The organism is Sorangium sp. So ce185 (genome assembly GCF_051526825.1).
Classification (GTDB): domain Bacteria; phylum Myxococcota_A; class Polyangia; order Polyangiales; family Polyangiaceae; genus Sorangium; species Sorangium cellulosum_D.
The window spans coordinates 31,170-52,400 of sequence record NZ_CP150316.1 but is presented as its reverse complement, the minus strand read 5'-3'; the positions used below and the strand labels follow the sequence as shown (position 1 = coordinate 52,400).

Annotated in this window: 17 protein-coding genes and 1 tRNA gene; 11 read left to right on the top strand and 7 right to left on the bottom strand. The window is 71.9% G+C overall.

From position 1 onward, the window contains the following. The first annotated feature begins 21 nt into the window (after window positions 1–21). Both pgeF and WMF26_RS00185 read left to right on the top strand, forming a co-directional pair. A complete protein-coding gene (gene pgeF / locus WMF26_RS00190) occupies window positions 22–834 on the top strand; it encodes a peptidoglycan editing factor PgeF (RefSeq protein WP_437998639.1) in 813 nt (270 codons plus the stop codon). A gap of 9 nt (window positions 835–843) precedes the next feature. Beyond that, window positions 844–2,106: a bifunctional nucleoside/nucleotide kinase/histidine phosphatase family protein gene (locus tag WMF26_RS00185; protein ID WP_437998638.1), complete on the top strand. Its 1,263-nt coding sequence runs from the start codon at window positions 844–846 to the stop codon at window positions 2,104–2,106. A 35-nt stretch (window positions 2,107–2,141) separates the two neighbouring features. Here WMF26_RS00185 and WMF26_RS00180 read toward each other — a convergent pair whose 3' ends face one another. Genes WMF26_RS00180 through rpoN form a run of 3 tightly spaced genes read right to left on the bottom strand, consistent with a single transcriptional unit; the run spans window position 2,142 to window position 5,748 of the window. After that, window positions 2,142–3,140, bottom strand: a complete 999-nt coding sequence (locus WMF26_RS00180; RefSeq protein ID WP_061628982.1) for a hypothetical protein — start codon at window positions 3,138–3,140, stop codon at window positions 2,142–2,144. 45 nt (window positions 3,141–3,185) lie between these two features. Continuing rightward, entirely contained in the window at window positions 3,186–4,169 is a 984-nt protein-coding gene (locus WMF26_RS00175; protein ID WP_437998637.1) for a hypothetical protein, read from the bottom strand. Between the two features lie 58 nt (window positions 4,170–4,227). After that, window positions 4,228–5,748, bottom strand: coding sequence for an RNA polymerase factor sigma-54 (rpoN, locus tag WMF26_RS00170; protein ID WP_437998636.1), 1,521 nt, complete (start codon window positions 5,746–5,748; stop codon window positions 4,228–4,230). Window positions 5,749–6,093: 345 nt separating this feature from the next. On the opposite strand from rpoN, the gene WMF26_RS00165 reads away from it, so the two are divergent. Beyond that, on the top strand, window positions 6,094–6,843 hold the full coding sequence (locus WMF26_RS00165; protein WP_437998635.1) for a Crp/Fnr family transcriptional regulator: 750 nt from the start codon (window positions 6,094–6,096) through the stop codon (window positions 6,841–6,843). Here WMF26_RS00165 and WMF26_RS00160 read toward each other — a convergent pair. Beyond that, window positions 6,797–7,432, bottom strand: coding sequence for a response regulator (locus tag WMF26_RS00160; protein WP_437998634.1), 636 nt, complete (start codon window positions 7,430–7,432; stop codon window positions 6,797–6,799). The genes WMF26_RS00165 and WMF26_RS00160 overlap by 47 nt on opposite strands. Before the next feature lie 547 nt (window positions 7,433–7,979). On the opposite strand from WMF26_RS00160, the gene WMF26_RS00155 reads away from it, so the two are divergent. The 5 genes from WMF26_RS00155 (at window position 7,980) to WMF26_RS00135 (ending at window position 13,220) form a co-directional block, all read left to right on the top strand. Beyond that, a tRNA-Leu gene (locus tag WMF26_RS00155) sits at window positions 7,980–8,064 on the top strand. Window positions 8,065–8,382: 318 nt separating this feature from the next. Next, window positions 8,383–11,418: a preprotein translocase subunit SecA gene (gene secA, locus WMF26_RS00150; protein WP_437998633.1), complete on the top strand. Its 3,036-nt coding sequence runs from the start codon at window positions 8,383–8,385 to the stop codon at window positions 11,416–11,418. Between the two features lie 161 nt (window positions 11,419–11,579). Beyond that, window positions 11,580–12,230 (top strand): fructose-6-phosphate aldolase, encoded by a 651-nt coding sequence (fsa, locus tag WMF26_RS00145; protein WP_437998632.1) that lies wholly within the window; start codon window positions 11,580–11,582, stop codon window positions 12,228–12,230. Between the two features lie 77 nt (window positions 12,231–12,307). Beyond that, window positions 12,308–12,847 carry an rRNA maturation RNase YbeY gene (ybeY, locus tag WMF26_RS00140; RefSeq protein WP_437953291.1) on the top strand — a complete coding sequence of 180 codons (540 nt, stop codon included), beginning with the start codon at window positions 12,308–12,310 and terminating at the stop codon, window positions 12,845–12,847. 64 nt (window positions 12,848–12,911) lie between these two features. Further along, window positions 12,912–13,220, top strand: a complete 309-nt coding sequence (locus tag WMF26_RS00135; RefSeq protein WP_020464737.1) for an HU family DNA-binding protein — start codon at window positions 12,912–12,914, stop codon at window positions 13,218–13,220. On the opposite strand, the gene lnt is transcribed toward WMF26_RS00135, so the two are convergent. Then, the gene (lnt, locus tag WMF26_RS00130) at window positions 13,207–14,976 is read right to left on the bottom strand and encodes an apolipoprotein N-acyltransferase (RefSeq protein WP_437998631.1); all 1,770 of its coding nucleotides are present in this window, start codon (window positions 14,974–14,976) and stop codon (window positions 13,207–13,209) included. The genes WMF26_RS00135 and lnt overlap by 14 nt on opposite strands. A gap of 238 nt (window positions 14,977–15,214) precedes the next feature. After that, window positions 15,215–16,150, bottom strand: a complete 936-nt coding sequence (locus WMF26_RS00125; protein WP_437335221.1) for a hypothetical protein — start codon at window positions 16,148–16,150, stop codon at window positions 15,215–15,217. A 234-nt stretch (window positions 16,151–16,384) separates the two neighbouring features. On the opposite strand from WMF26_RS00125, the gene WMF26_RS00120 reads away from it, so the two are divergent. The 3 genes from WMF26_RS00120 to WMF26_RS00110 all read left to right on the top strand — a co-directional run bounded on the left by WMF26_RS00120 (window position 16,385) and on the right by WMF26_RS00110 (window position 20,514). After that, the gene (locus WMF26_RS00120; RefSeq protein WP_187345835.1) at window positions 16,385–17,584 is read left to right on the top strand and encodes a class I SAM-dependent rRNA methyltransferase; all 1,200 of its coding nucleotides are present in this window, start codon (window positions 16,385–16,387) and stop codon (window positions 17,582–17,584) included. Window positions 17,585–17,594: 10 nt separating this feature from the next. Beyond that, complete coding sequence (locus WMF26_RS00115) at window positions 17,595–18,437, top strand: HAD hydrolase family protein (protein WP_437953289.1); 843 nt, start codon at window positions 17,595–17,597, stop codon at window positions 18,435–18,437. Between the two features lie 181 nt (window positions 18,438–18,618). Next, window positions 18,619–20,514, top strand: a complete 1,896-nt coding sequence (locus WMF26_RS00110; protein ID WP_437998630.1) for a serine/threonine-protein kinase — start codon at window positions 18,619–18,621, stop codon at window positions 20,512–20,514. 83 nt (window positions 20,515–20,597) lie between these two features. Here WMF26_RS00110 and WMF26_RS00105 read toward each other — a convergent pair whose 3' ends face one another. Further along, entirely contained in the window at window positions 20,598–21,209 is a 612-nt protein-coding gene (locus WMF26_RS00105) for a zinc-ribbon domain containing protein (RefSeq protein ID WP_437998629.1), read from the bottom strand. Between the last annotated feature and the right edge of the window lie 22 nt (window positions 21,210–21,231).

Genomic DNA, 21,231 nt, shown 5'->3' with positions numbered 1-21,231 from the left:
GGATCCGTCGTGGCACCGAAAATGACCGTAAAAACCGACGCCCCCGGGGCGGCCGAGGCGCTCGAGAGCCCCCTCCTCGCCGCCGCCGGCTTCTCGCACGCCTTTTTCACCCGGCGCGGCGGCGTCAGCGCCCCCCCCTGGGACACGCTGAGCTTCGCCGTCGCGCTCGGCGACGACCCCGCCGCCGTCCGCGAGAACCTGGAGCGCGCCGCGCGGCGCCTCGGCATCCCGGCGGCGCGGCTCTACTACCTCAGCCAGGTCCACGGCGTGGCGGCGCGCGTCCTCACCGGCGACGAGGATCGCGACGAGGTCGTCCGCGAGGTCGGCGACGTGACCCTCTCGCGCGTGCCCGGGGTCGGCTGCGGCGTCCGCAGCGCCGACTGCGCCCCGATCCTCCTCGCCGATCGTCGGAGCGGCGCCGTCGCCGCGGTCCACAGCGGCTGGCGCGGCACCGCGCTCCGGGTCGTGGTCGAGGCGGCCCGCGCGCTCAGGTCGCTCGCCGGCCCCGGCGCCGATCTCGTCGCCGCGATCGGCCCGCACATCGAGGCCTGCTGCTTCGAGATCGGCGACGACGTCGCCGCCGAACTCGCCGCCTGCTCCAGCGCCGGCGACGCCGCCATCGTCCGCGGCGCCCCCGGCGCGCGCCCGCACGCCGACGTCCGCCGCATCCTCAAGGCCCAGCTCGCCGAGTCCGGCCTCGACGCAACGTCGGTCGATGACGTCCGGGGGTGCACCGCGTGTGACCCCGCCCGCTTCTTCTCGTACCGGCGCGACGGACAGCGGAGCGGCCGGCTGCTCTCCGTCATCGTCGCCGGCGGTACCGTCATCGGCTAGAACGCTCTCATGGTCTCGCTCGCGCGCGACTCGTCGCCGATCGTCCTCGCCATGGTGGGCCTGCCCGCGCGGGGGAAGACATCCATCGCCCGCAAGATCGCGCGGTACCTCTCGTGGCTCGGCCACCCCACGCGGCTCTTCAACGTCGGCAACTACCGCCGCGCGCACCTCGGCACCGCGCAGCCGCACCAGTTCTTCGACCCCGACAACACCCAGGGCCGCCAGGCGCTGCTCGGCATGGCGATGACGGCGCTCGACGACCTCATCGGCTGGCTCAGCTCCGGCGGCGAGGTGGCGATCTACGACGCCACCAACAGCACCCGCGCCCGCCGGAACCTCGTCACCGAGCGCTGCCAGGCGCACGGCTTCCCGGTCGTCTTCATCGAGTCGATCTGCAACGACGAGTCGATCATCGAGACGAACGTCCGCGAGACCAAGCTCCGCTCGCCCGACTACCAGGGCGTCGATCCCGAGGCGGCGCTGCGCGACTTCCGCGCGCGCATCGCGCACTACGCCCGCGCGTACGAGCCGCTCGGCGAGCCCGAGAAGAGCTACATCAAGATCATCGACGTCGGCCGCCAGGTCGTGCTGAACCGCATCCACGGCTACCTGCCGGCGCGGCTCGTCCCGCTGTTGATGAACATGCACCTCACGCCGCACCCGATCTGGCTGACCCGCCACGGCGAGAGCGTGTTCAACGAGAAGGGGCTGCTCGGCGGCGACTCGGACCTCAGCGCGCGCGGCGAGGAGTACGCGAAGAACCTCGGCGTCTTCATCCGCGAGCGGGCCGGCGACGAGCACGTCAACGTCTGGACGAGCACCCTGCGCCGCACCATCCAGACCGCGCGCCCGATGACGCAGAACCACGTCGCGTGGCGCGCCCTCGACGAGATCGACGCGGGCGTCTGCGAGGGCATGACCTACGAGGAGATCCGCCAGCAGATGCCCGAGGTCTTCCACGCGCGCGCGGCCGACAAGTTCCGCTACCGCTACCCGCGCGGCGAGTCGTACGAGGACGTCATCCAGCGCCTCGACCCGCTGATCATCCAGCTCGAGCGCCAGCGCTCGCCCGTGCTCGTGATCGGCCACCAGGCGGTGCTGCGCGCGCTCTACGCCTACCTCGTGGATCGCCCCGCGCCCTCGTGCCCGACGCTGCCGATCCCGCTGCACACCGTCATCGAGCTGACCCCCACCGCGTACGCGTGCGAGGAGCGGCGCTTCCAGCTCGCGCCCGCGGTCCAGGGCGGCGACTCGAGCACCGCGCACCCCTGATCCTCCCGGCGCGGCGATGCGCGCGCCGCGCCGGGTCAGCGATCCCGGCTGATGAGCTTGCGGAGCAGCTCCAGCGGGTGGAACGGCAGCATCGCGGCCATCTCGCTGTCGGTGCCGGCCCGCTCGAGCACCGCCCGCATCGCGGGCGCCACGATCCCCATCGGATCGATCCGCTCCGCGATCGCGCGGAGGGCGCTGAGCGCCGCGCGCCCCGCGTCGATCCCGAGCGGGATGGCGAGCGCCGCCGGCACCGGCGCGAGGATCACGTCGCGCACCGCGACCGCGCGCGCCCAGGCGCCCGGGCTCGGGTCGACCTCGAGCTTCCGGATCGTCTCCGCCTCGGCGAAGCAGCCGAGCGACAGCTCCCCTGCCCGCTCCTCGATGGCGCGCGAGAGGTGCCGGTAGTCGCGCCGCCAGTCGCCGGCGAGCAGCCCCATGTCCTCCCGCACCTCGTCCGGCCCGAGGATCAGGTTGATCCCGCGCGCGTCGCGGCGGAGCGCGACGCTCGTCCAGAGCTCCCCGCCCTCGAACAGGCCGATCACCATCGTCTTGCCGGCCCCGGCGAGCGACTCCAGCGTGCCCCGCACGACGCCCGGCGACGGCATCGGCACGCCGCGCAGCCGCGCCGGCCAGAGATCGATCCTCCCGGCGAGGAGCTCCTCGCGCGCGAGCTGCAGCAAGAGGAGCGTCTGCGCGACGAGGTCGTCGCCGCGCCGCACCCGCGCCCCGAACCGCTCCACGATGGCCTCGAGGGCGCCCGCCTCGATCACCGCGGCCCAGCTCGCGTGGTGGCCCGCGGCGAGCTCCTCGGCGGAGAGCCGGGCGGCGCGCTGCGCGTCGTCGATCCGGAGCCGGCCGGCGTCCGTGTGCACGAGCTTCCTGAGCCTGCCGCCCGCGCGGACCGCGACGACGCCGCCGCGCGGCCGATCGACCTCGCGCTCGTCGATGCCCGTGCGTCTGGGCCGGAACAACGACAGCACGCGGACCCAGTCGGTCGCGGTGAACCCCTCGAAGCGGACGTCGGGCGAGAGCACGGGGCGAGCCTACTCCTGGCGCGCTCCGTGCGCGAGCGAGGCCGGCTACGCCCCCCACCAGAGCATCTCGTGCGCCTGGGTCTCGCCGCGGACCGGCACGATCACCCGGATCTTCTGGCCCTCGATCTGGACCACGTGGGCGGGGAAGCTGTCGGCCGGGTAGTACACGGATTTCACGAACCCGCTCGCGTCGAGCCAGAACAGGTGCACCCCCTCCGCGGTCGCCCCGTGCATGAGGAGCATCCGCCCGCCGCCGAGCAGCGCGAACTCCAGGCTCTTGAAGGCCATCTCCTCGAAGCGCTCCGGGGACGGGAAATCCTCCCCCACCGACCTGAGCTCCGGCAGGTGCGCGCGGAGGTGCTTGTAGAGCGTGTCGTAACGCACCTTCGCGAGCCTCGGGATCCGCCGGTCGCCCGCCGCGATCACGGGCAGCCGCTCCGCGTCGAAGGTCGGCACCTCCACGTGGGTGCGGTAGCGGTCCGCGAGCCTGCCGCGGCCGATCTCCTCGTCGCTGAGCGCCTTGAGCCACCACTGGAAGATCGCGAGATCGCCGGTCCCCGCGCGCGACTCGAGCCGGACCAGCGACTCCCACAGCGGCCTCCGGACCTGCCATTTTCCCCCGTGGTTCCTGGTCACGCACGCGCCGACGTAGAGCGCCCCGTGCGTCACGAGGGTGACCAGCATGGGCGGCGCCCCGCCCCCGCCCTCCGCTGAGATACCGCGCGCGCCGGCGGCGCCCTCGGCCGGCGAGAGCCAGGCGTCGCGCCGCTCGCGCGTCAGCGCCGCGCCCAGCCGGTGGACCGACGCGTCGGAGAAATCGAGCCCGAGGTCGGGCGCGCCGAACGCCCCGGGCGCGAGCCGGGCGAACACCTCCGCCGCGTGGTCGATCTGGGCCAGGATCGACGGGTTTCCGGCCGGGTTCGCGTCCGTGGAGCGCGCGGCCGCGAGGTCGGCGAGCGCGTCGGGCGGGTAGTGCGGCGCGAAGGTGCGCTCGAAGAGCTGGGCGGCCGTGATCGGTTCGGCGGGCATGGCGTTGGGCCGGCAAAGAGGCCGGGGATGGAGGTCGGGCGGGCGCGTCCGGCGCCGCTCAGAACATCTTCTTGCGCTTCGACGAGCTCAGGATGCCGAGCATCTCGCGGTACTTGGCCACGGTGCGGCGGGCGATCTTGATGCCGTCCGTCTCCTCGAGGATCTTGACGATCGCCTGGTCGCTGTAGGGATTCGACTTGTCCTCGGCCAGGATGATCTTCTTGATCGCCTGCTTGACGCTCTCCGAGGCGATGTCCTCGTCAGCCACCCTGTGGATCGACGAGTTGAAGAAGTACTTGAGCTCGAAGAGCCCCTGGGGCGTGTGCACGTACTTGTTCGACGTCACGCGGGAGATGGTCGACTCGTGCATGCCCACCGACTCGGCGACGTCCCGCAGGATCATGGGCTTCAGGTAGCCCACGCCGCGCTCCAGGAACTCGCGCTGCTTCTCGACGATGCACTCGGTCACCTTGATGATCGTGCGCCGCCGCTGCTCGATGGCCCGGATCAGCCACTGCGCGCTCCGGAGCTTCTCGCTGATGAACTCCTTCGCCTTCGGGTCCTTGAGCATCCGCTGGGCGAGGTTCTCGTTGATGTACAGCCGCTGGAGTCCCTTGTCGTTGTCGGTGACGACGAACTGGTTGCCGTCCTTGATGACGTACACGTCCGGGGTGATGGCGATGGTCTTCTCGTCGACCTCGGCGAAATTGCGCGCCGGCACGCTCTCCAGCTTCTGGATCTCCTGGACCGCGTCGTAGACGTCCTCCAGCGAGATCTTCAGCGCCTTCGCGATCGCGGGGAAGTTGCGCCGCTCCACGTTGTGGAGGTGGTCCTTGATGATCGCCATCTCGATCTCGTCGAAGCCGAGCACCTCGGCCTGGACCCGCAGGCACTCGGACAGGTCGCGCGCCGCGACCCCGACCGGGTCGAAGCGCTGGATCATCGCCAGCACCTCCTCGGCGTCCTCGGGGTGCAGCTCCGCCTCCCGCGCCAGATCGGCGAGGCACAGATCCGGCCCCTTCGTGCCGTCCGGACGTTCTCCCCCCTTGAGGTCGAGGTACCCCTTCTCGTCGAGGTTGCCGATGACGAGCAGGGCGAACTGCCGCTCGTTCTCGACGAAATCGCTCATCTGGAGCTGCCAGAGCAGGTGGTCGCGCAGGTTCGACGGCTTCGTCAGGTTCTGGTCGATCGGCGGCAGCTCCTCGAAGCCGCCCCGGTGCGCGGGCATCGCCTGCTGCAGCTGGCGGTTTTCCAGGAATTGCTCCCAGTCCACCTCCTTGACCCGCTTTTCCGTCTCGCGCGCCGCGATGTCGGTGTCTCGGTCGAACCGCTCGCCGTTCTCCAGCCGCTGCTCCGTCGGCAGATCGGCGTTCCTCCCCCTCTGATCCCCCTTCTCCCCGTCCCGCGCCTTCGGGTCGGTCATGTCGTCCGCGAGGACCGGGTTGCCGTCCAGCTCCTTCCTGATCTCGTCGACCAGCTCGAGCCGCGAGAGCTGCAGCAGCCGGATGGCCTGCACCAGCTGCGGGGTCATCACAAGCTGCTGGGACAGCTTGAACTGGAGCTTCATCTCCATGCCCATGAGGAGCTCCTTCTCTCAGTTCGCCGCCTGCGCCACCCGCCGAACGGGGGCCGGGGCATTGCGCGAGGTTCGTGCCATCGAGTGTTTCATTGGTGGCCTCACCCCCAACGTAGCATCGAACGGGGCAGCGGCCCGGGTCTTGCTTTCACGTCTGTACCAAAAAATAGCGCAGGCCCTGCGTCCTGCGCCGCTGAACGCGTTATCAGGCGCCGCCATGGCGGGATTTCTCCGCCCTCTGCGGAGCGCTGTCCTCGGCCTGTTCGGCGTGGCCCCCGTCAACGGATCGTTGCACCATCGGCTCCCGATCGGGAGGCTTGAAATCCCGAAAGATTGGGCGAGGCCGCGATGGGACAGCCGAAGGTGCGCGGACCTGCGCTGGGGAACGAGGGCGTGCGCGACGACGCCTCGCAGGATCTCGAGAAGGAGCGGATCCTGTCTTGCTCGCCCCTGGCGCAGCTGACCTCACCGAGCCGGCGCGCGCTGCTCGATCTCGGCAGGATCGAGCGGCTCCCGCGCCGGCAGTGCCTCTGCCAGCAGGGCGCGCCGCCGCGGCACCTGATCCTGCTCGGGGCGGGCCGCGTGAAGGTCGAGCGCACGGCCGAGGGGCGGGTCGTCCCGCTGGGCCACCGCGGGCCCGGCGACCTCGTCGGCGAGAGCGCGCTCGCGGGCGCGCCGGTCGCGTCCGAGAGCGCGATCGTGCTCGACGAGGGGAGCGGGCTCGTGGTGCCGCTCTCCGGGCTCACGCGGCTGCTCGCCGCCGACGCCGCGCTCCGCGAGGCGCTCGCCGCGGCGCTCGTCTCGCGCAAGCTCGAGACCGAGGCGCGCCTCGGCTCCTTGCTGCTCTGCACGGTGGAGGTGCGCCTGCTCGACTTTCTCCGCGCCGCTGCCCGGCGGTGGGGGCGGCCGCACGCGTCGGGTCAGCTGGTGTCCGCCCCCTTCACGCACGCCGACATCGCGCTGTTGATCGGCTCCACCCGCGAGACGGTCACCCTGCTGCTCGGCAAGCTGAAGCGCGCCGGCCTGATCGCCTTCGACCGGCGGCGGATCGTCATCCGGGATGGCGCGCACCTCGCGGCGCGCGTCGCGTCGACCTGATCGTCCGCCCGGAGGCGCCGGTGCGGGCCCTGCGCTGGAGCCGGACGACGGCGGCGCCGCTCGCCCCCGCGACGGCGCCCTCGCGCGGCTCCGCCGGCCGGGCCGCCGTATCGAGCTGCGCGGCTCCGGAGGCGCGCGCGCCTCGATCGCCCGGCGCGCCGCGCTCCGGGCTGGCGAGGCCGCCGCGGACCAGCCGGAGGCGAGGGAAGACCCCGGACCTCGTCGACGGCCGGGGGCTCTGCTCGACGAAGATCGTGCTGAGCAGCCGGCCGAAGGCGTACGGCTTGAGCAGGACCTCGCTCACGTCGTCCGCGCCGTCGCACGAGACCGGCTCCTCGGCGCAGAAGACGATCCGCCGCGGCAGCGCGCCCTCGCGCCGCAGGCGGCCCAGGATCTCCCGGGCGCCTTTCGTCCCGGGGGCGAGATCGATGAGCGCGACGTCGTAGACGCGCTCGCGGGAGAGGGAGATCGCCTCCTCCAGGGTCGCGGCCGGGCTGACGAGGGCGCCGCGGTTGCCAAGGAGGAGCGCCGTGGCCCTCCGGAGGACAGGGTCCTGATCGAAGAGGAGAACGTTCGGTTGGTACGTCATCGGGGTTCCCTGCGGCTTGCAGTCGAAGTGCGCCGCATCGACGGGGACGGCGACGCGCGCGCGTCCCACCGCTCGGCGGCAGCATCCGCGTCCGCGGACGGCCCCCGTCTTCGCAACGCACGTGCCGAGGGCGCGGCGGCGGCGCCGCCCGGCCCCCGTCGGCCGCGGTTCTCGGCGTCAACGCGGCCCTTTCGCGCGTCGCCGCCGGTGAGGCCGGCTCGTCGGCGCCCGGGCCGCCGCTGTGCCCATTTCGCGCTCCCTTCGCGGCGCCCCTCCGCCCCGACGACGAGCGCGCCCCCATGCTGTCGGCTCGCCTACCCCGCCCACGAGCGCCGGTGCGCGGTTCGTGCGCACGGGCCAGCCCAGGTTTGCGGCCCCTCCAGGGCGGCGCGCTCCGCCGATCCGCCCGTTGCTCCCGGCTCCGCGTCCAGTGCGGGTGCCAACGTCCGGGCCGCTCGTGCACCGCGCCCTGACGCGATCGGCGCACCGCGGCAAACTGAATTTCCCGCTTGATGAGGCTGGCGTAGGGTGCCACAAGCGTCCGCGCGCACGAGTGGCGGAACTGGTATACGCACCGGTTTTAGGTTCCGGCGCCGCGAGGCTTGGGGGTTCGAGTCCCCCCTCGTGCACCATGGCTTGAATCCTGGACGACCCGACCGCCCTGCGGCGCGATGCGCCCCGTCGCTTCAGAGGGGGCGGCTCTCCGGGGCGGCTCGGTCCGGGCGTGGTCGCCGGTGCGCGGGCGTGGTCCGCTGGCGCGCGGGGGGGAAGCGCGCGTCGACGGCGGAGGAGGCCGGCGCCATCCGGGCCGCGGAGGGCTCGCCTCGGCGGCGTCGTCGACGGAGCGCGCGGTCCCGGAATTGCGCGACGCCCGCGGCGCGACTACGTTCGCGTTCCTCGGCCGGACCCTTTCCTCCCACCTGACCGCCGCGGAGCCAAGGCACGTAAAGATGTTCACTTGGGCGATGAAGAAGATTTTCGGCACCTCGCACGAGCGCGCCATCCGCCGCATGCGACCGCGGGTCGAGGCGATCGGCAGGATGGAGCCGGAGCTGCAGAAGCTCTCGGACGCCGAGCTTCGGGCGAAGACCGCGGAGTTCAAGGAGAAGCTCTCCAACGGGGCGACGCTGGACGACATCCTGGTCCCGGCGTTCGCGGTCTGCCGCGAGGCGTCGAGGCGCGCGCTCAAGATGCGCCATTACGACGTGCAGCTCATCGGCGGCATGGTGCTCCACAACGGCTGCATCGCCGAGATGCGCACCGGCGAGGGCAAGACCCTGGTCGCGACGCTCCCCTGCTATCTGAACGCCCTCGAGGGCAAGGGCGTCCACGTCGTCACGGTGAACGACTACCTGGCGCGGCGCGACGCCGAGTGGATGGGCAAGCTCTACGGCTTCCTCGGCCTGTCGACCGGCGTGGTCGTCAACCAGCAGGGCGACGCGGAGAAGCGCGACGCGTACCGCTGCGACATCACGTACGGCCAGAACAACGAGTTCGGCTTCGATTACCTGCGCGACAACATGAAGTTCTCGGCGCTCGAGTACGCGCAGCGCCCGCTGCATTACGCGATCGTCGACGAGGTCGACTCCATCCTCATCGACGAGGCGCGGACTCCGCTCATCATCAGCGGCCAGGGCGAGCGCTCGAGCGACAAGTACCGCACGATCAACGAGGTCATCCCCCAGCTCCGGAACGAGGAGCATTTCGCCGTCGACGAGAAGGGTCACTCGGTGACGCTGACCGACGAGGGCGTGGAGACGGCGGAGCGGCTGCTCGCGGCGCTCAAGGTGCTCAAGGGCACGAACCTCTATGACCCGGTCAACCTCGAGACGCTGCACATCCTGAACCAGTGCCTGCGCGCGCACACGCTCTACAAGCGCGACGTCAACTACATGGTGCGCGAGGGCAAGGTGCTCATCATCGACGAGTTCACCGGCCGCGTCCTCGCGGGCCGGAGGTGGTCGGACGGCCTGCACCAGGCCGTCGAGGCGAAGGAGAACGTCCGGATCCAGGAGGAGAGCCGGACGATGGCGACGATCACCTTCCAGAACCTCTTCCGGCTGTACAAGAAGCTCTCCGGGATGACCGGCACCGCGGACACCGAAGCGGCGGAGTTCCACAGCACGTACAAGCTCGACGTCGTCATCGTCCCCACGAACAAGCCGGTGATCCGCGTCGACTACGAGGATCTCGTCTACAAGACCGAGAAGGAGAAGTTCACGGCGGTCATCAACGAGATCCTCGAGAAGCACGAGCTCGGCCAGCCGATCCTGGTGGGCACGACGAGCGTCGAGAAGAGCACCGCGATCAGCCGGATCCTGACCAAGCGCGGCGTGAAGCACAACGTGCTGAACGCGAAGCACCACGAGAACGAGGCGTACGTGGTCGCGCAGGCGGGCCGCAAAGGGGCCATCACGGTGTCGACCAACATGGCCGGGCGCGGGACGGACATCATCCTGGGCGGCAACGCGGAGATGCTCGCGAAGCTCAAGTTCAAGGAGCAGAACCGCCAGCCCGAGGCGGAGCCCGAGGCGTTCGAGGCCCTGGTCGAGGAGCTCAAGAAGGAGTGCACCGCGGAGGGCAACGAGATCCGCGAGCTCGGCGGGCTGTACATCCTGGGCACCGAGCGGCACGAGTCGCGCCGCATCGACAACCAGCTGCGCGGCCGCGCCGGCCGCCAGGGCGACCCCGGCACGTCGAAGTTCTACCTGTCCCTCGAGGACGACCTCATGCGCATCTTCGCCGGCGATCGGGTGAAGAACCTGATGGAGCGGATGGGCATGCCGGACGACGAGCCCATCGAGCACCCGTGGGTGACGAAGAGCGTCGAGAACGCGCAGAAGAAGGTCGAGGAGCGCAACTTCGACATCCGCAAGAACCTGCTCGAGTACGACGACGTGATGAGCGCGCAGCGCAAGACGATCTACGACATGCGCCAGTCGCTGCTCCTCGGCCGCTACTCCCCCGAGATCCTCGACGAGGAGGGGAAGCCGACGGGCGAGAAGCGGACGATCAAGCCGCTCGCGTCGATCGTGGAGCTGGTCCGGCCGGACGTCGGCTACCTGCTCGGGATGTTCGCGAACGATCCGGTGATGCCGCTCGACGAGGACGGCAACCGCCGCGAGATCGTGCGGAAGGACTTCGAGAAGACGGATCGGTTCGTCGAGCTCGAGAACCTGCAGCGCGAGCTCTACACGCGCTGGGGCGTGAAGGTCGAGCTCGAGTCGCGCCCCGACAAGGTCCTCGCGATCTACGACGAGTGCGCCGAGCTCGTGCCCCAGGCGCTCACGGAGCAGCGCGAGCGGCTGCTCGATCTGATGGACCGGATCATCGGCGCGATGGTCGAGGAGTCGTGCCCGGCGCGCAAGCCGCCCGAGGACTGGGACTGGGGCGGCATCTTCCAGGGCTTCCGCGAGCACTTCGGCGTCGAGCTGCCGGACGACGTCGCGCACATCGGCGATCAGGAGACGCTGGCGCGCGAGCTCTACGAGCGCGCCGAGAAGGCGTACGAGAAGCGCGAGGAGGAGATCGGGGTCGAGCTGTCGCTCCGCATCTTCCGGCACCTCTACCTGGAGGAGCTCGACAAGGCCTGGGTCGACCACCTGACCGACATGGACCACCTCCGCGACGGCATCGGCCTGCGCGGCTACGGGCAGAAGGACCCGAAGCAGGAGTACAAGAAGGAGGGCTACAACATGTTCGTCAACATGGTGGCCCGCGTCTCCTCGAACGTGGTCACGAAGCTCTTCAGCGTGAACGTCAGGCGCGCCGAGCAGGAAGAGGCGCAGATCGAGGCGGCGGATCGCCAGCGCCACGCGGCGGCGCTGCTCGACGCGGTCGCGCAGCACGACGAGTCGCTCCCGATCGGCGCGAACCCGGCGGCGGCGCTGCCGCAGCCCGCCGTCACCCAGGAGCAGGAGTGCCCCTGCGGCAGCGGCAAGCCGTTCAACACGTGCCACGGCGCCGAGGACGAGGCGACGGTCTGAGCCGGCGCGCCCTGCACGCTCGCCACGCTCGCCCCGCTCGCCACGCTCGCAAGGCGCCTGCGGCGCGCTGGCGAGGGCCCGCGCCGGGCCCTTGCTCCGGCGCCTGATCCCAGCATGGACACTGCCTGAGGGCCGACGCGTCGGCTCGGGGAGGCAGGACCATGAAGGTGTTCATCGACTCAGGGGACATCGCGGAAATCAGGGAGGCGCAGTCGATGGGGGTCATCGACGGCGTGACCACGAACCCGTCGCTCCTCGCCAAGGGGGGCAGGCCGACGAGGCAGGTGATCGCCGAGATCTGCGAGGTGGTCGACGGCCCCGTCTCGGCCGAGGTGGTGGCGGTCGAGCGGGACGCGATCCTCCGCGAGGGGCGCGAGCTCGCCAAGATCCACCCGAACGTGGTGGTCAAGGTCCCGCTCATCGACGAGGGGCTCAAGGCGGTGCGGATCTTCGCCGCCGAGGGCGTCCGGACGAACGTCACCCTCTGCTTCTCGGCTGCCCAGGCGCTGCTCGCGGCCAAGGCTGGGGCCACGTACATCTCGCCGTTCGTCGGCCGGGTCGACGACGCCGCGGGGGACGGGATGGACCTGGTCCTGCAGGTCGTGACGATCTACAGGAACTACGGCTTCCCGACGCAGGTGCTCACCGCGAGCGTGCGGCACCCCGTCCACTTCGTGCAGGCCGCCATGATCGGCTCGCACGCCGCGACGATGCCGCTCAAGGTCATCAAGCAGCTGACCAAGCACCCGCTGACCGACGTCGGCCTCGCGCAGTTCTTGGCGGATGCGAAGAAGATCCCGGAGCTGGTATAGCGAACCTCGTGGCCGAGAAGGACAAGGGAAGCCCGGGAACGAAGCGACGCGGGAGCCGCCCGGCGGCCCCCGCGGTCGTGTCCATCACGACCCAAGGCGGGCCGTTCAAGGGGGTGTCGACGGCGGTCGTGCGCCGGCGCGCGAGCAAGATGCTCGCCCACCTCGCCCTGCAGGGCGTGGAGCTCTCCGTCGCGCTGGTGAACGACGAGGCCATCCACGAGCTGAACCGCACGTACCGGCGCAAGGACAAGCCGACCGACGTGCTCGCCTTCCCCATGCTGGAGCAGAACGGCGCGACGTCGCGTAAGCGCGGCCGGCGAGGTCCTGTGGATCCGTCGGCGTGGCACGGCCTGCTCGGCGACGTGATCGTCTCGATCGACACGGCCGCCCGGCAAGCAGCCGAACGAGACCGTCCGCTGCTCGACGAGATCACGATGCTGCTCGGGCACGGCCTGCTCCACCTGCTCGGTTACGACCACAAAACCGACGCGGAGGAGCGAGAGATGACGGCGTTGACCCGAGAGCTCGAGGCCGCCGCGGCGTCGCGGGGCAGCAGTCCCACTGGAATCCGGCCTCGCAGCGGCGTCGCGAGACCGAATAAGACGGGGGCGCAATGACTTATCCCTTGCGATGCGAAACCTCGCTTGTTAAACGGACGCCCCCTTTCGACTTGGAGGAAACATGCCCGGTTCGAACAAGCTGACCAAGGCGCAGATGATCGTCGGTCTTGCCGAGGCCACCAACCTCGACAAGAAGTCCGTGGCCAGCGTGCTCGATGCGCTCAGCGAGCTGGTGAAGAAGGAGCTCGGTCCGGAGGGGCCGGGCGAGGTCACGGTCCCGGGCCTCGTGAAGATCAAGGCGAAGGAGATCCCGGCGACGCAGGACCGGGAAGGCATCAATCCGTTCACGAAGCAGCCGATGACCATCAAGGGCAAGCCGGCGAGCCGCAAGCTCCGCGCGGCGCCCGTCAAGGCGCTCAAGGACGGCTGAGCGGCGCGTCGGTGGCCGCGGCTTGCGCGGCCGCATCCGGCGACGCGAGCTCCGGAGGTCCAGCGGCTGGGCGCACCCCCGCGGCGACGTCCGGAGCTCCGGGCGATGCTTTCGCCGTGGAGCGTCGCGCCCTGAGCGCGCACGCGACGATCGCGAGGGCGAGCAGCGTCGCCAGCGGGGCGTCGCCCAGGCGGGTGTAGAGCGTCAGCGGCGTATCCCTGACCGCCGGGGTCGCGAAGGTCACCCCCGGCGCAGCGCTCTCGTCCCGGCTGCGCACCACGCCGCGGGCGTCGATCCACGACACGACACCGAGGTTCACGGCGCGCACGAGGTCGCGGCGCAGCTCGACGGCGCGCATGACCGCGAGCCGCGCGTGCAGCTCGGGCTCGGCGCTTCCGGTGAACCAGGCGTCGTTCGTGATGTTGACGAGGAGGTTCGGGGCGAGCGTGCCGGTGATCCGCCGCGCCACCCCGGTGAGCGTGTCCTCGTAGCAGTTGAGCACCCCGATCCGGAGCGCGGGCCCCTGCTCCCGGGGAAGCGTGAGCGCGCGCGGCTCCGCGCCCGGGACGAGCCCGCCGCTCTTCTGGAAGATGCGCCGCAGCCAGGGCAGGTAGGCGCCGCCCGGCACCGTCTCGCCGAACCAGAGCAGCTGCAGCTTGTCCTGGGTCGGCTGCATGCTCCCGTCGGGGAGCACGAGGGTCGCGGAGTTGTAGCTGTTCCGTTCCTCCATGCCGTCGTCGGCCTTCGCGGGCGGGGCCTGGGTGATGAGCCCGGCGAGGACCGGACCGCGGACGCCGGGGCCGAGGATCGCTCGACCGCCGCGCGGCGCCTGCCGGGCGCTGTGCGGGAGCGGGTACGGATACGCCGCCTCGGGCCAGAGGGTGAGCTCGGCGCTGCCGGCCTCGGCCTTCCGCGTGAGCTCGTGCAAGGAGCGCAGGATCCGCGGGTGGTTCTTCGGCTGCCAGCGCTCGTGAGGCCCCACGGCCTGGTTGACGAGCGCCACGCGCGCCGTCGGCAGGCCCGCGCTGGCGCGCTCCACGGCGGCCATCCGGAGCGCGCCGTGCGCCGCGAGCCCCCCGAACAGCGCGGCGCTCGCGAGCGCCGGGGAGAGGATCGCGCGGGGCGGCCGACGGCGGGCGGACCGCGGCTCCGGCGCGGGCGCGAGCGGGCGCCCGCCGGGCGCCACCCCGATCGCGGCGAGGCCCGCGCGGGCGAGCAGGGCGGCCCCCACGGCGAACAGGACCGAGACGCCGCGCTCGCCGACGAGGTCGGCGAGCTGCACGAGCGCCGGCCATGGGCTCATGAGGCCCGCCGGCGTCCAGCCGAAGACCGTCGGGAGGACCACGGCGGCGAACACGCCCGTCGCGAAGGCGAGCTCGAGCGGGGCGCGCACGCGCCGGAGGAGCACGCTCGTGACGCCGCCGCAGACCGCCCAGACCAGCGACTGGGCGGCCGCGAGCAGGATCAGCGCGAGGTAGGAGGCCGCCGTGCCGAGCGACGTGAAGCGCAGGATGACCTCCGGCACGAAGCGCAGGCCCACGATGCCCGCCGCCGTTCCCCAGGCGGCGCCGCGCCCGAAGGCGCGCCAGAACGTCGGGGCGTCGTGCACGGCGGCCGCCAGCAGGGCGAGGCCGGCGATGACGGCGGGATAGAGATCCGTAGGGGGGGCCGTGAGGGCGAACGTCGCACCGCCGACGACGGAGAGGAGCAGCGGGGCGCAGCCGCGGAGCGCGCGTCGGGTCGAGGCCTGGAGCACGATGCGGCGTTATACCGCGCGGGAGCCGCCGGGAGCCCGGCGGCTGCCCGAGGAGATCGACGCCGCCGCGAGCCTCGCACGGTCAGGGCGGACAGGAGGCGAGGCCCTGTCAAACGAGCTGCTGCACGGCTCGACACGCCGGTCGAGTTCGCTCGTGGACCAGCAGCAGTCCCCGCTCGCTCTGTCTACGCTCGGGCCCGCTCGCGACGTTCGCCAGGGAGGGCCTGGAGCGATACGCTCACCAGTAAACGGTGAGCCCACCGCGGAAGAGCCCACCGCCCGACGTATCGGTCGTGCGTCCGGTCTCGGGATCCCTGAACTCGGGGACGACGCCGTCGTCCGTGCGGCTGCGCACGAACCCGAGCGCATCGATGTTCAGGGCGAGGCGGGGGGAGAGCCGGAACTCGAGGCCGATGCCGCCGTGCGCGCCGAAGTAGTCGTACTCGGTGTTCGGAACGAACTCGTCGCCGCTGGCCGCGGCCTCGCCCCAGGGCCGCTCGACCTCGGCGTGCGACATGTTCAGGCCGCCCATGAAGTAGAACTGCGTGCGGCTGCGCGGGTTGACGAACAGCATCCCGCTCAGCGAGAGCGGCACTTCCGTCCGCTCGTAGCCGTTGTAGTCGGTGCCCGCGAGGAGGTCGGCGCCGAGGTCGAGCGCGAACGCGGGGACGGGCCGGTACCGCAGGCTGACCCCGACGCCGCCCATGCCGGCCTCCTCCGCGCCGCCGTGCTCGCGGCCCATCATGAGACCCTGGACGCGGAAGTTGACGCCCCACTGCCGGCGCCAGCGCAGCTTCGGCGGCGGAGGCGGAACGGGCGGGGTCATGCGGCGCACGATCACGCGCGGCGGGGGAGCGGACCCGGGCGTCACGACGATGACCTGCGGCGGCGGGCCGGAAGGCGAGGTCTGGTACACGACGACCGGGGGCGGGGCGGGACGGGTCGCGCGCCTGCCCCGCGGCGGGGGTGGGGCCGGCGGTGGGGGGGGCAGCGCCTCGGCCGGGGGGGGCTCGGCAGCGGCTGCGGGCGGCGGCTCAGCGGCGGGGTCGCCGGGCGGCTCCACTTCCTCACAGAACCACGCGCCGGGAGGACAGTTGTTGTTCTCCTGCGCGAGCGCGCTCATCGGCGCGGTCATCGCCACGGCAACAAGGACATGGGTCAAGCAACGGCGCATCGGGCGACTCCTCTTCGGTGCAGGGAAGTTAGCAACCGGGATGCCATCGACCATCTCGCTGGATTGTCGTCACCATGGCCATGAAGCACGCCGGCGTGCATCGGCCGCCACGGCGCGCTGTGGCGGAAGGTTCACACGCGCGCCGTCCCGCAGGGTACTAGCTCCCACGGCAAACGTCACGGCGCGGCCGCCCCGCCGGCAGCCCCGCCACCATCGAGAGCAATCGGGTTCATCATGCCTACGGTTACGTTGAAGCAGGGTCATGTTCGGCCGGTGTGGTCGGGGCATCCCTGGGTGTTCGCTCAGGCGATCGCGCGCATCGAGGGCGGCGCGGTCGCCGGCGACGAGGTCGTGGTCACCGACCCGTACGGCAGCGTGCTCGGCCGCGGGCTCTACACCCCCCGCTCGGCCATCCCGGTGCGCATGTACACGCGCGAGGACAGGCCGATCGACGCGGCCCTGTTCCGGCACCGGATCGAGCGCGCCATCGCGCACCGCCGCGAGCTCGGCCTGCCCGCGCGGGCGCCCGGCCACGAGACCGACGCCTTCCGGCTGATCCACGCGGAGGGGGACGGGCTGCCCGGGCTCATCGTCGACCTGTTCGGCGACACGGCGGTCGTGCAGCTCGGGACGATCGGGATCAAGCGCCGCGAGGGCGTGATCTTCGACGCCCTCCAGGCGGCGCTCTCGCCGCGCGCGATCGTGGACAGGACGCCGGAGTCGCTCGCGAAGCTCGAGGGGTTCACCGCCGACGCCGGCGTGGTGCGCGGCGACTTCGGGCTCGATCAGCTGCGGTTCGTCGAGCGAGGGCTGCGGTACACGATCCCGCTCGCGCTCGGCCACAAGACCGGGTTCTACCTGGACCAGCGAACGCTGCGGACCCGCGTGGAGCAGCTCGCCCACAACCGGCGCGTGCTCGACGCGTTCTGCTTCGTCGGCACCTTCGCCATGGCGGCGGCCCGCGGCGGGGCGAGCGAGGTCCTCGCGATCGACGAGAGCGCGACGGCGCTCGAGGTCGGGGCGGAGTGCGCGCGGGAGAACGGGCTGCTCGACCGGATCAAGTTCACGCGCGACGACGCCCGCAAGGCGCTGCAGAACGCGTCGAGGCAGGGGGGCTTCGACCTCGTCATCTGCGACCCGCCCAAGCTCGCGGGCACGCGCGCCTCCAAGGACGCCGCGCTCACCGCCTACCGGCGCCTCGCGTCCGGGGCGTGCCGCGCCACGCGGCCGGGCGGCATCGTCGTGCTCTGCTCCTGCTCCAGCGCCGTGAGCCTCGACGACCTGACCCGGGTGCTCGCCCTCGGCGCGCGCGACGCCCGCATGCAGGCGGCGGTGTTCGACCGGCATTTCCAGGGGGGCGACCACCCCGTCCCCGCGGCCTTCCCCGAAGGGCTCTACCTGAAGAGCCTCATCGCGCGCATCGACGCGCTCTGAAGATCGCCCGATGGACCCGCTCTCCCTGCTGACCCCCGACGCCGCGCGCGGCCTCGCCGGGGTGATCTTCGACCTCGACGACACCGTGCTGGATCACGGCGCCCTGACCGAGTCCGCCTACGGCGCGCTCTTCCGTCTGCGCGAGACCGGGCTCGCGTTGATCGCCTGCACCGGCAGGCCCGCCGGATGGGGCGAGGTGATCCAGCGGCAATGGCCGATCGACGCGACGATCGTCGAGAACGGCGCCGTCGCGCTGGTCCGCGAGCAGGCCGGCCCCGGAGAAGGGCTCGCCCCGAGCGCCGGCGCGAGCCGCGTCGTCACGCTCGACGCGCTCGACCGCGGCACGCGGCGGGCCCGTCGGGCCGAGCTCGTCGCGCTCGCCGATGACATGGTGCGTCGTTTTCCCGCGGCGGCGCTCGCAGACGACAACGACCAGAGGGTGACCGATGTCACCATCGACATCGGCGAGCACCGGCGTGTCCCGCCGGAGGACGTGCAGAGGATGCGCGCCGAGCTGCGCGAGCGGGGGGTGAGGACGCTCGTCTCGAGCGTCCACCTCCACCTCACCCGCGACCCGTCCGACAAGGCGACGGGCGCCGTGCGCCTGCTCTCGAGCCGGTTCGGCGAGGATCCGACCCGCGCGCGGTACCGCTACGCCTTCGTGGGCGACAGCGGCAACGACGGCGTCGCCTTCGCTGCATTTGCGTTGACCTTCGGCGTAGCCAACGTGCGCGCCCACCTCGGCAAGCTCTCCGTGCCGCCGCGGTTCGTGGCCTCCCTGCCCATGGGCCGCGGGTTCGCGGAGATCGCCGGCCGGATCGCCGAACTGCGGAAGAATGCACCTGAACCGTGATCTGCCCGCGCGCAAGGGCCTCGCGTGCGATCCGCCCCACACCTGGAGCAGGTAGCCTAGCCGCGACGCAACCCGAAGGAATAGGATCGAGCTTTCGGGAGGGGCGTGCCTCCCAACCCTTTACAGGGGCGCGTGTTCTCGGGGACCATGACCTTGGTCCCTCGCCCGCCAGCGGCAGCAGATGGCGTTTCGACCCCCGACCCCCGGCCTCCTCGTCGACAACAAGTACCGCCTCGCGGAGCGCATCGGCGGGGGCGGCATGGGCGACGTGTTCCGGGCGGAGCACGTGCTCGCAGGTCGCGCCGTTGCGATCAAATTCCTCCACCCCGAGCTGGCGGACAACTCGGAGCTCTCGCACCGGTTCTTCCAGGAAGCGCAGGCGGTCAACCGGATCCGCCACCCGAACATCGTCGACGTGATCGACGCGGGCGTCGGCGAGCTCGGTCCGTACATCGTGATGGAGCACCTCGACGGCGAGTCGCTGGGCATGGCGCTCGCGCGCTTCGGCCGCCTCGACATGGAAGCCGCCGTCGGGGTCGCGATCCCGGTGCTGGAGGCGCTCGACGCCGCGCACCGCGCCGGGATCATCCACCGCGATCTCAAGCCCGAGAACATCTTCATCGCCTTCGATCCGAGCCGCGGCTCGGCCGTCGTCCGGCTGCTCGACTTCGGCATCGCCAAGGTGCTCGACTCCGACGGCCCCTCGCCGCGGACGCGCACGGGCGTCGTCTTCGGGACGCCGGACTACCTGTCGCCGGAGCAGGCCACGGGGGAGTCGCCGCTCGACGGGCGGAGCGATCTCTTCTCGGTGGGCGTCCTGCTGTACGAGGTGCTCACGGGCACGCGGCCGTTCCGCGCGCCGACCGCCGTGGCGACGGCGTTCCGCGTCGTGCACGCGGAGGTGCCGACGCTCGCCTCGGCGGGCGTGACCGTCGACCCGCGGCTCGAGGCGATCGTGCAGCGGCTCTTGCAGAAGGATCCCGCGAAGCGCTTCCAGACGGCCGGCGACGTCGTCCGCGAGCTCGAGCGCGTCGCGCCCGAGCCGCCGCGGCGGACGGCGGCGCTCGGCCGGCTCATCAACGTGCAGCGGCGGATGGCGCTGAGCCTCGGGAACGCGCCGGAGAACGAGCGCGATCGGCTCTCGTCCTCGCGCGACCGCTCGCGCGCGGGCACGTCGTTCGACGTGAGCCCCGCGCCGCCGATGCGCATCTCGCCGCCGCTCGTGTCGGGCAGCCGCGTCACCGAGGCGCCGCCCATGATGCGGCCGTCGTCCGAGCCGGCGAAGCCCGCGCCCGGCGCGACGCTCTCGAACGCGCTGCGGAGCCGCGGGTCGGAGCCCACCCTGCTCTCGCAGCGCGGCGAGTCGCTCCCCACGGTGCGCAGCGCCGACCTCGGCCTCCGGGCCGAGCCGACCGTGCGCAGCGCCGACTTCGGCGCCCTCATCAACCGGCAGCGCGACACGCGGCGGCCCAACATCACCCCGGTCCGGCCGCTGCCGGCGCGCTTCGCGGGGGGGCAGTACCAGGTGCGCGGCCCCGTCCTGCGGAGCGTCGACCGCACCATCGTCGACGAGTACGGGAGGAGCGCGCGCGACGAGGTCGTCGCGCAGATGCCGCTCCGCTACGCCGACGACTTCAAGCACGACTCGATCAACGCGCTCGTCGGATACGATCTCGAGGCGCTCGACGCTTACATGGAGCTCGCGACGTCGCTGGTCCTGCGCGATCTCGAGCGCTGGCGCGACATCGGGAGGCTCGGCGTGGGCGGCGAGCTGCACAGCCTCGTGCGCACGTTGTTCGCCCGGCCGCTGACCGACATCGCTTCGCTCATGCGCCGCGGGACCTCGATTTGGTCGCGGCTCTTCACGTTCGGCTCGTGGCGCGTGGCCACCGGACCGACCGGGCGGGTGACGCTCCACATCGGCGACTTCGACCCCGCCTCGCTGCCGCTCCGGCTGTGGGTCGTGGGGATGGTCGAGGAGACGGCGCGGCGCGCGTCGGGCGGCGGCGTGAAGGTCACGATCACGCTCGGCGAGCTCGGCTTCACCTCCGAGCTCGCCTGCGAGATCAGCCTCTAGCTAGGTGCGGGGCTGCTCCGCCCGAGAGAGCCCGGCCTGGGCGGCCGGGCTGCTGCGCGCTCGCGGCTGCGCTGGCGGGGTCTTCAGGCAGGCTTGCGCGCGCGGTAGCACGCCTGACAGAACACGTCGCGGCCCTCGACCGGCTTGAACGGGACCTCGCCCTCGGAGCCGCACGACTTGCAGGTGATCGAGAACGTCGGACGGTTGCGCGGCGCGCGCGGCGGCTGCGCCGCGGCGCGGCCCTGCGCGGGAGCACGTCGCTCGCCGGCGAACGACGGCGCGCGGTAGTTGCCGTCGTCGCGGGCGGGCGGGCCGCCGCGCGGACGGCGCGGGTACTGGCTCGGCACCGTCCACGCGGGCGCGAGCCCCGAGTACGCGTCCTGCATCGGGCTGCGGTACTCGTTCACGTCGCCCGTGTAGTGGGGCTTCCGAGGCCGACCGTCGCCGCGCGCCGCGCCGCGGTACCCGCCGCCGGCGCTCCGGGCCGGCCCAGGGCGCTGGTGCTGCGCCGCGCGGGCGGTCGACGCGCTCTCGTGCTCCCCTCGGTTGTCCTTGCGCGCGCGGCGGCAGGTCCGGCACCGCTTCGGCGGGGCCGCGAGCCGCCGTTCGGCGTAGACGGCGGCTTCCGCGGCCGAGAATAGGAACGACGTGCCGCAGCTCGCGCAGACAATGTGCTCGTCTCGATGCTGTTCCATGATTCCTCTTTCGTCAGGCCGA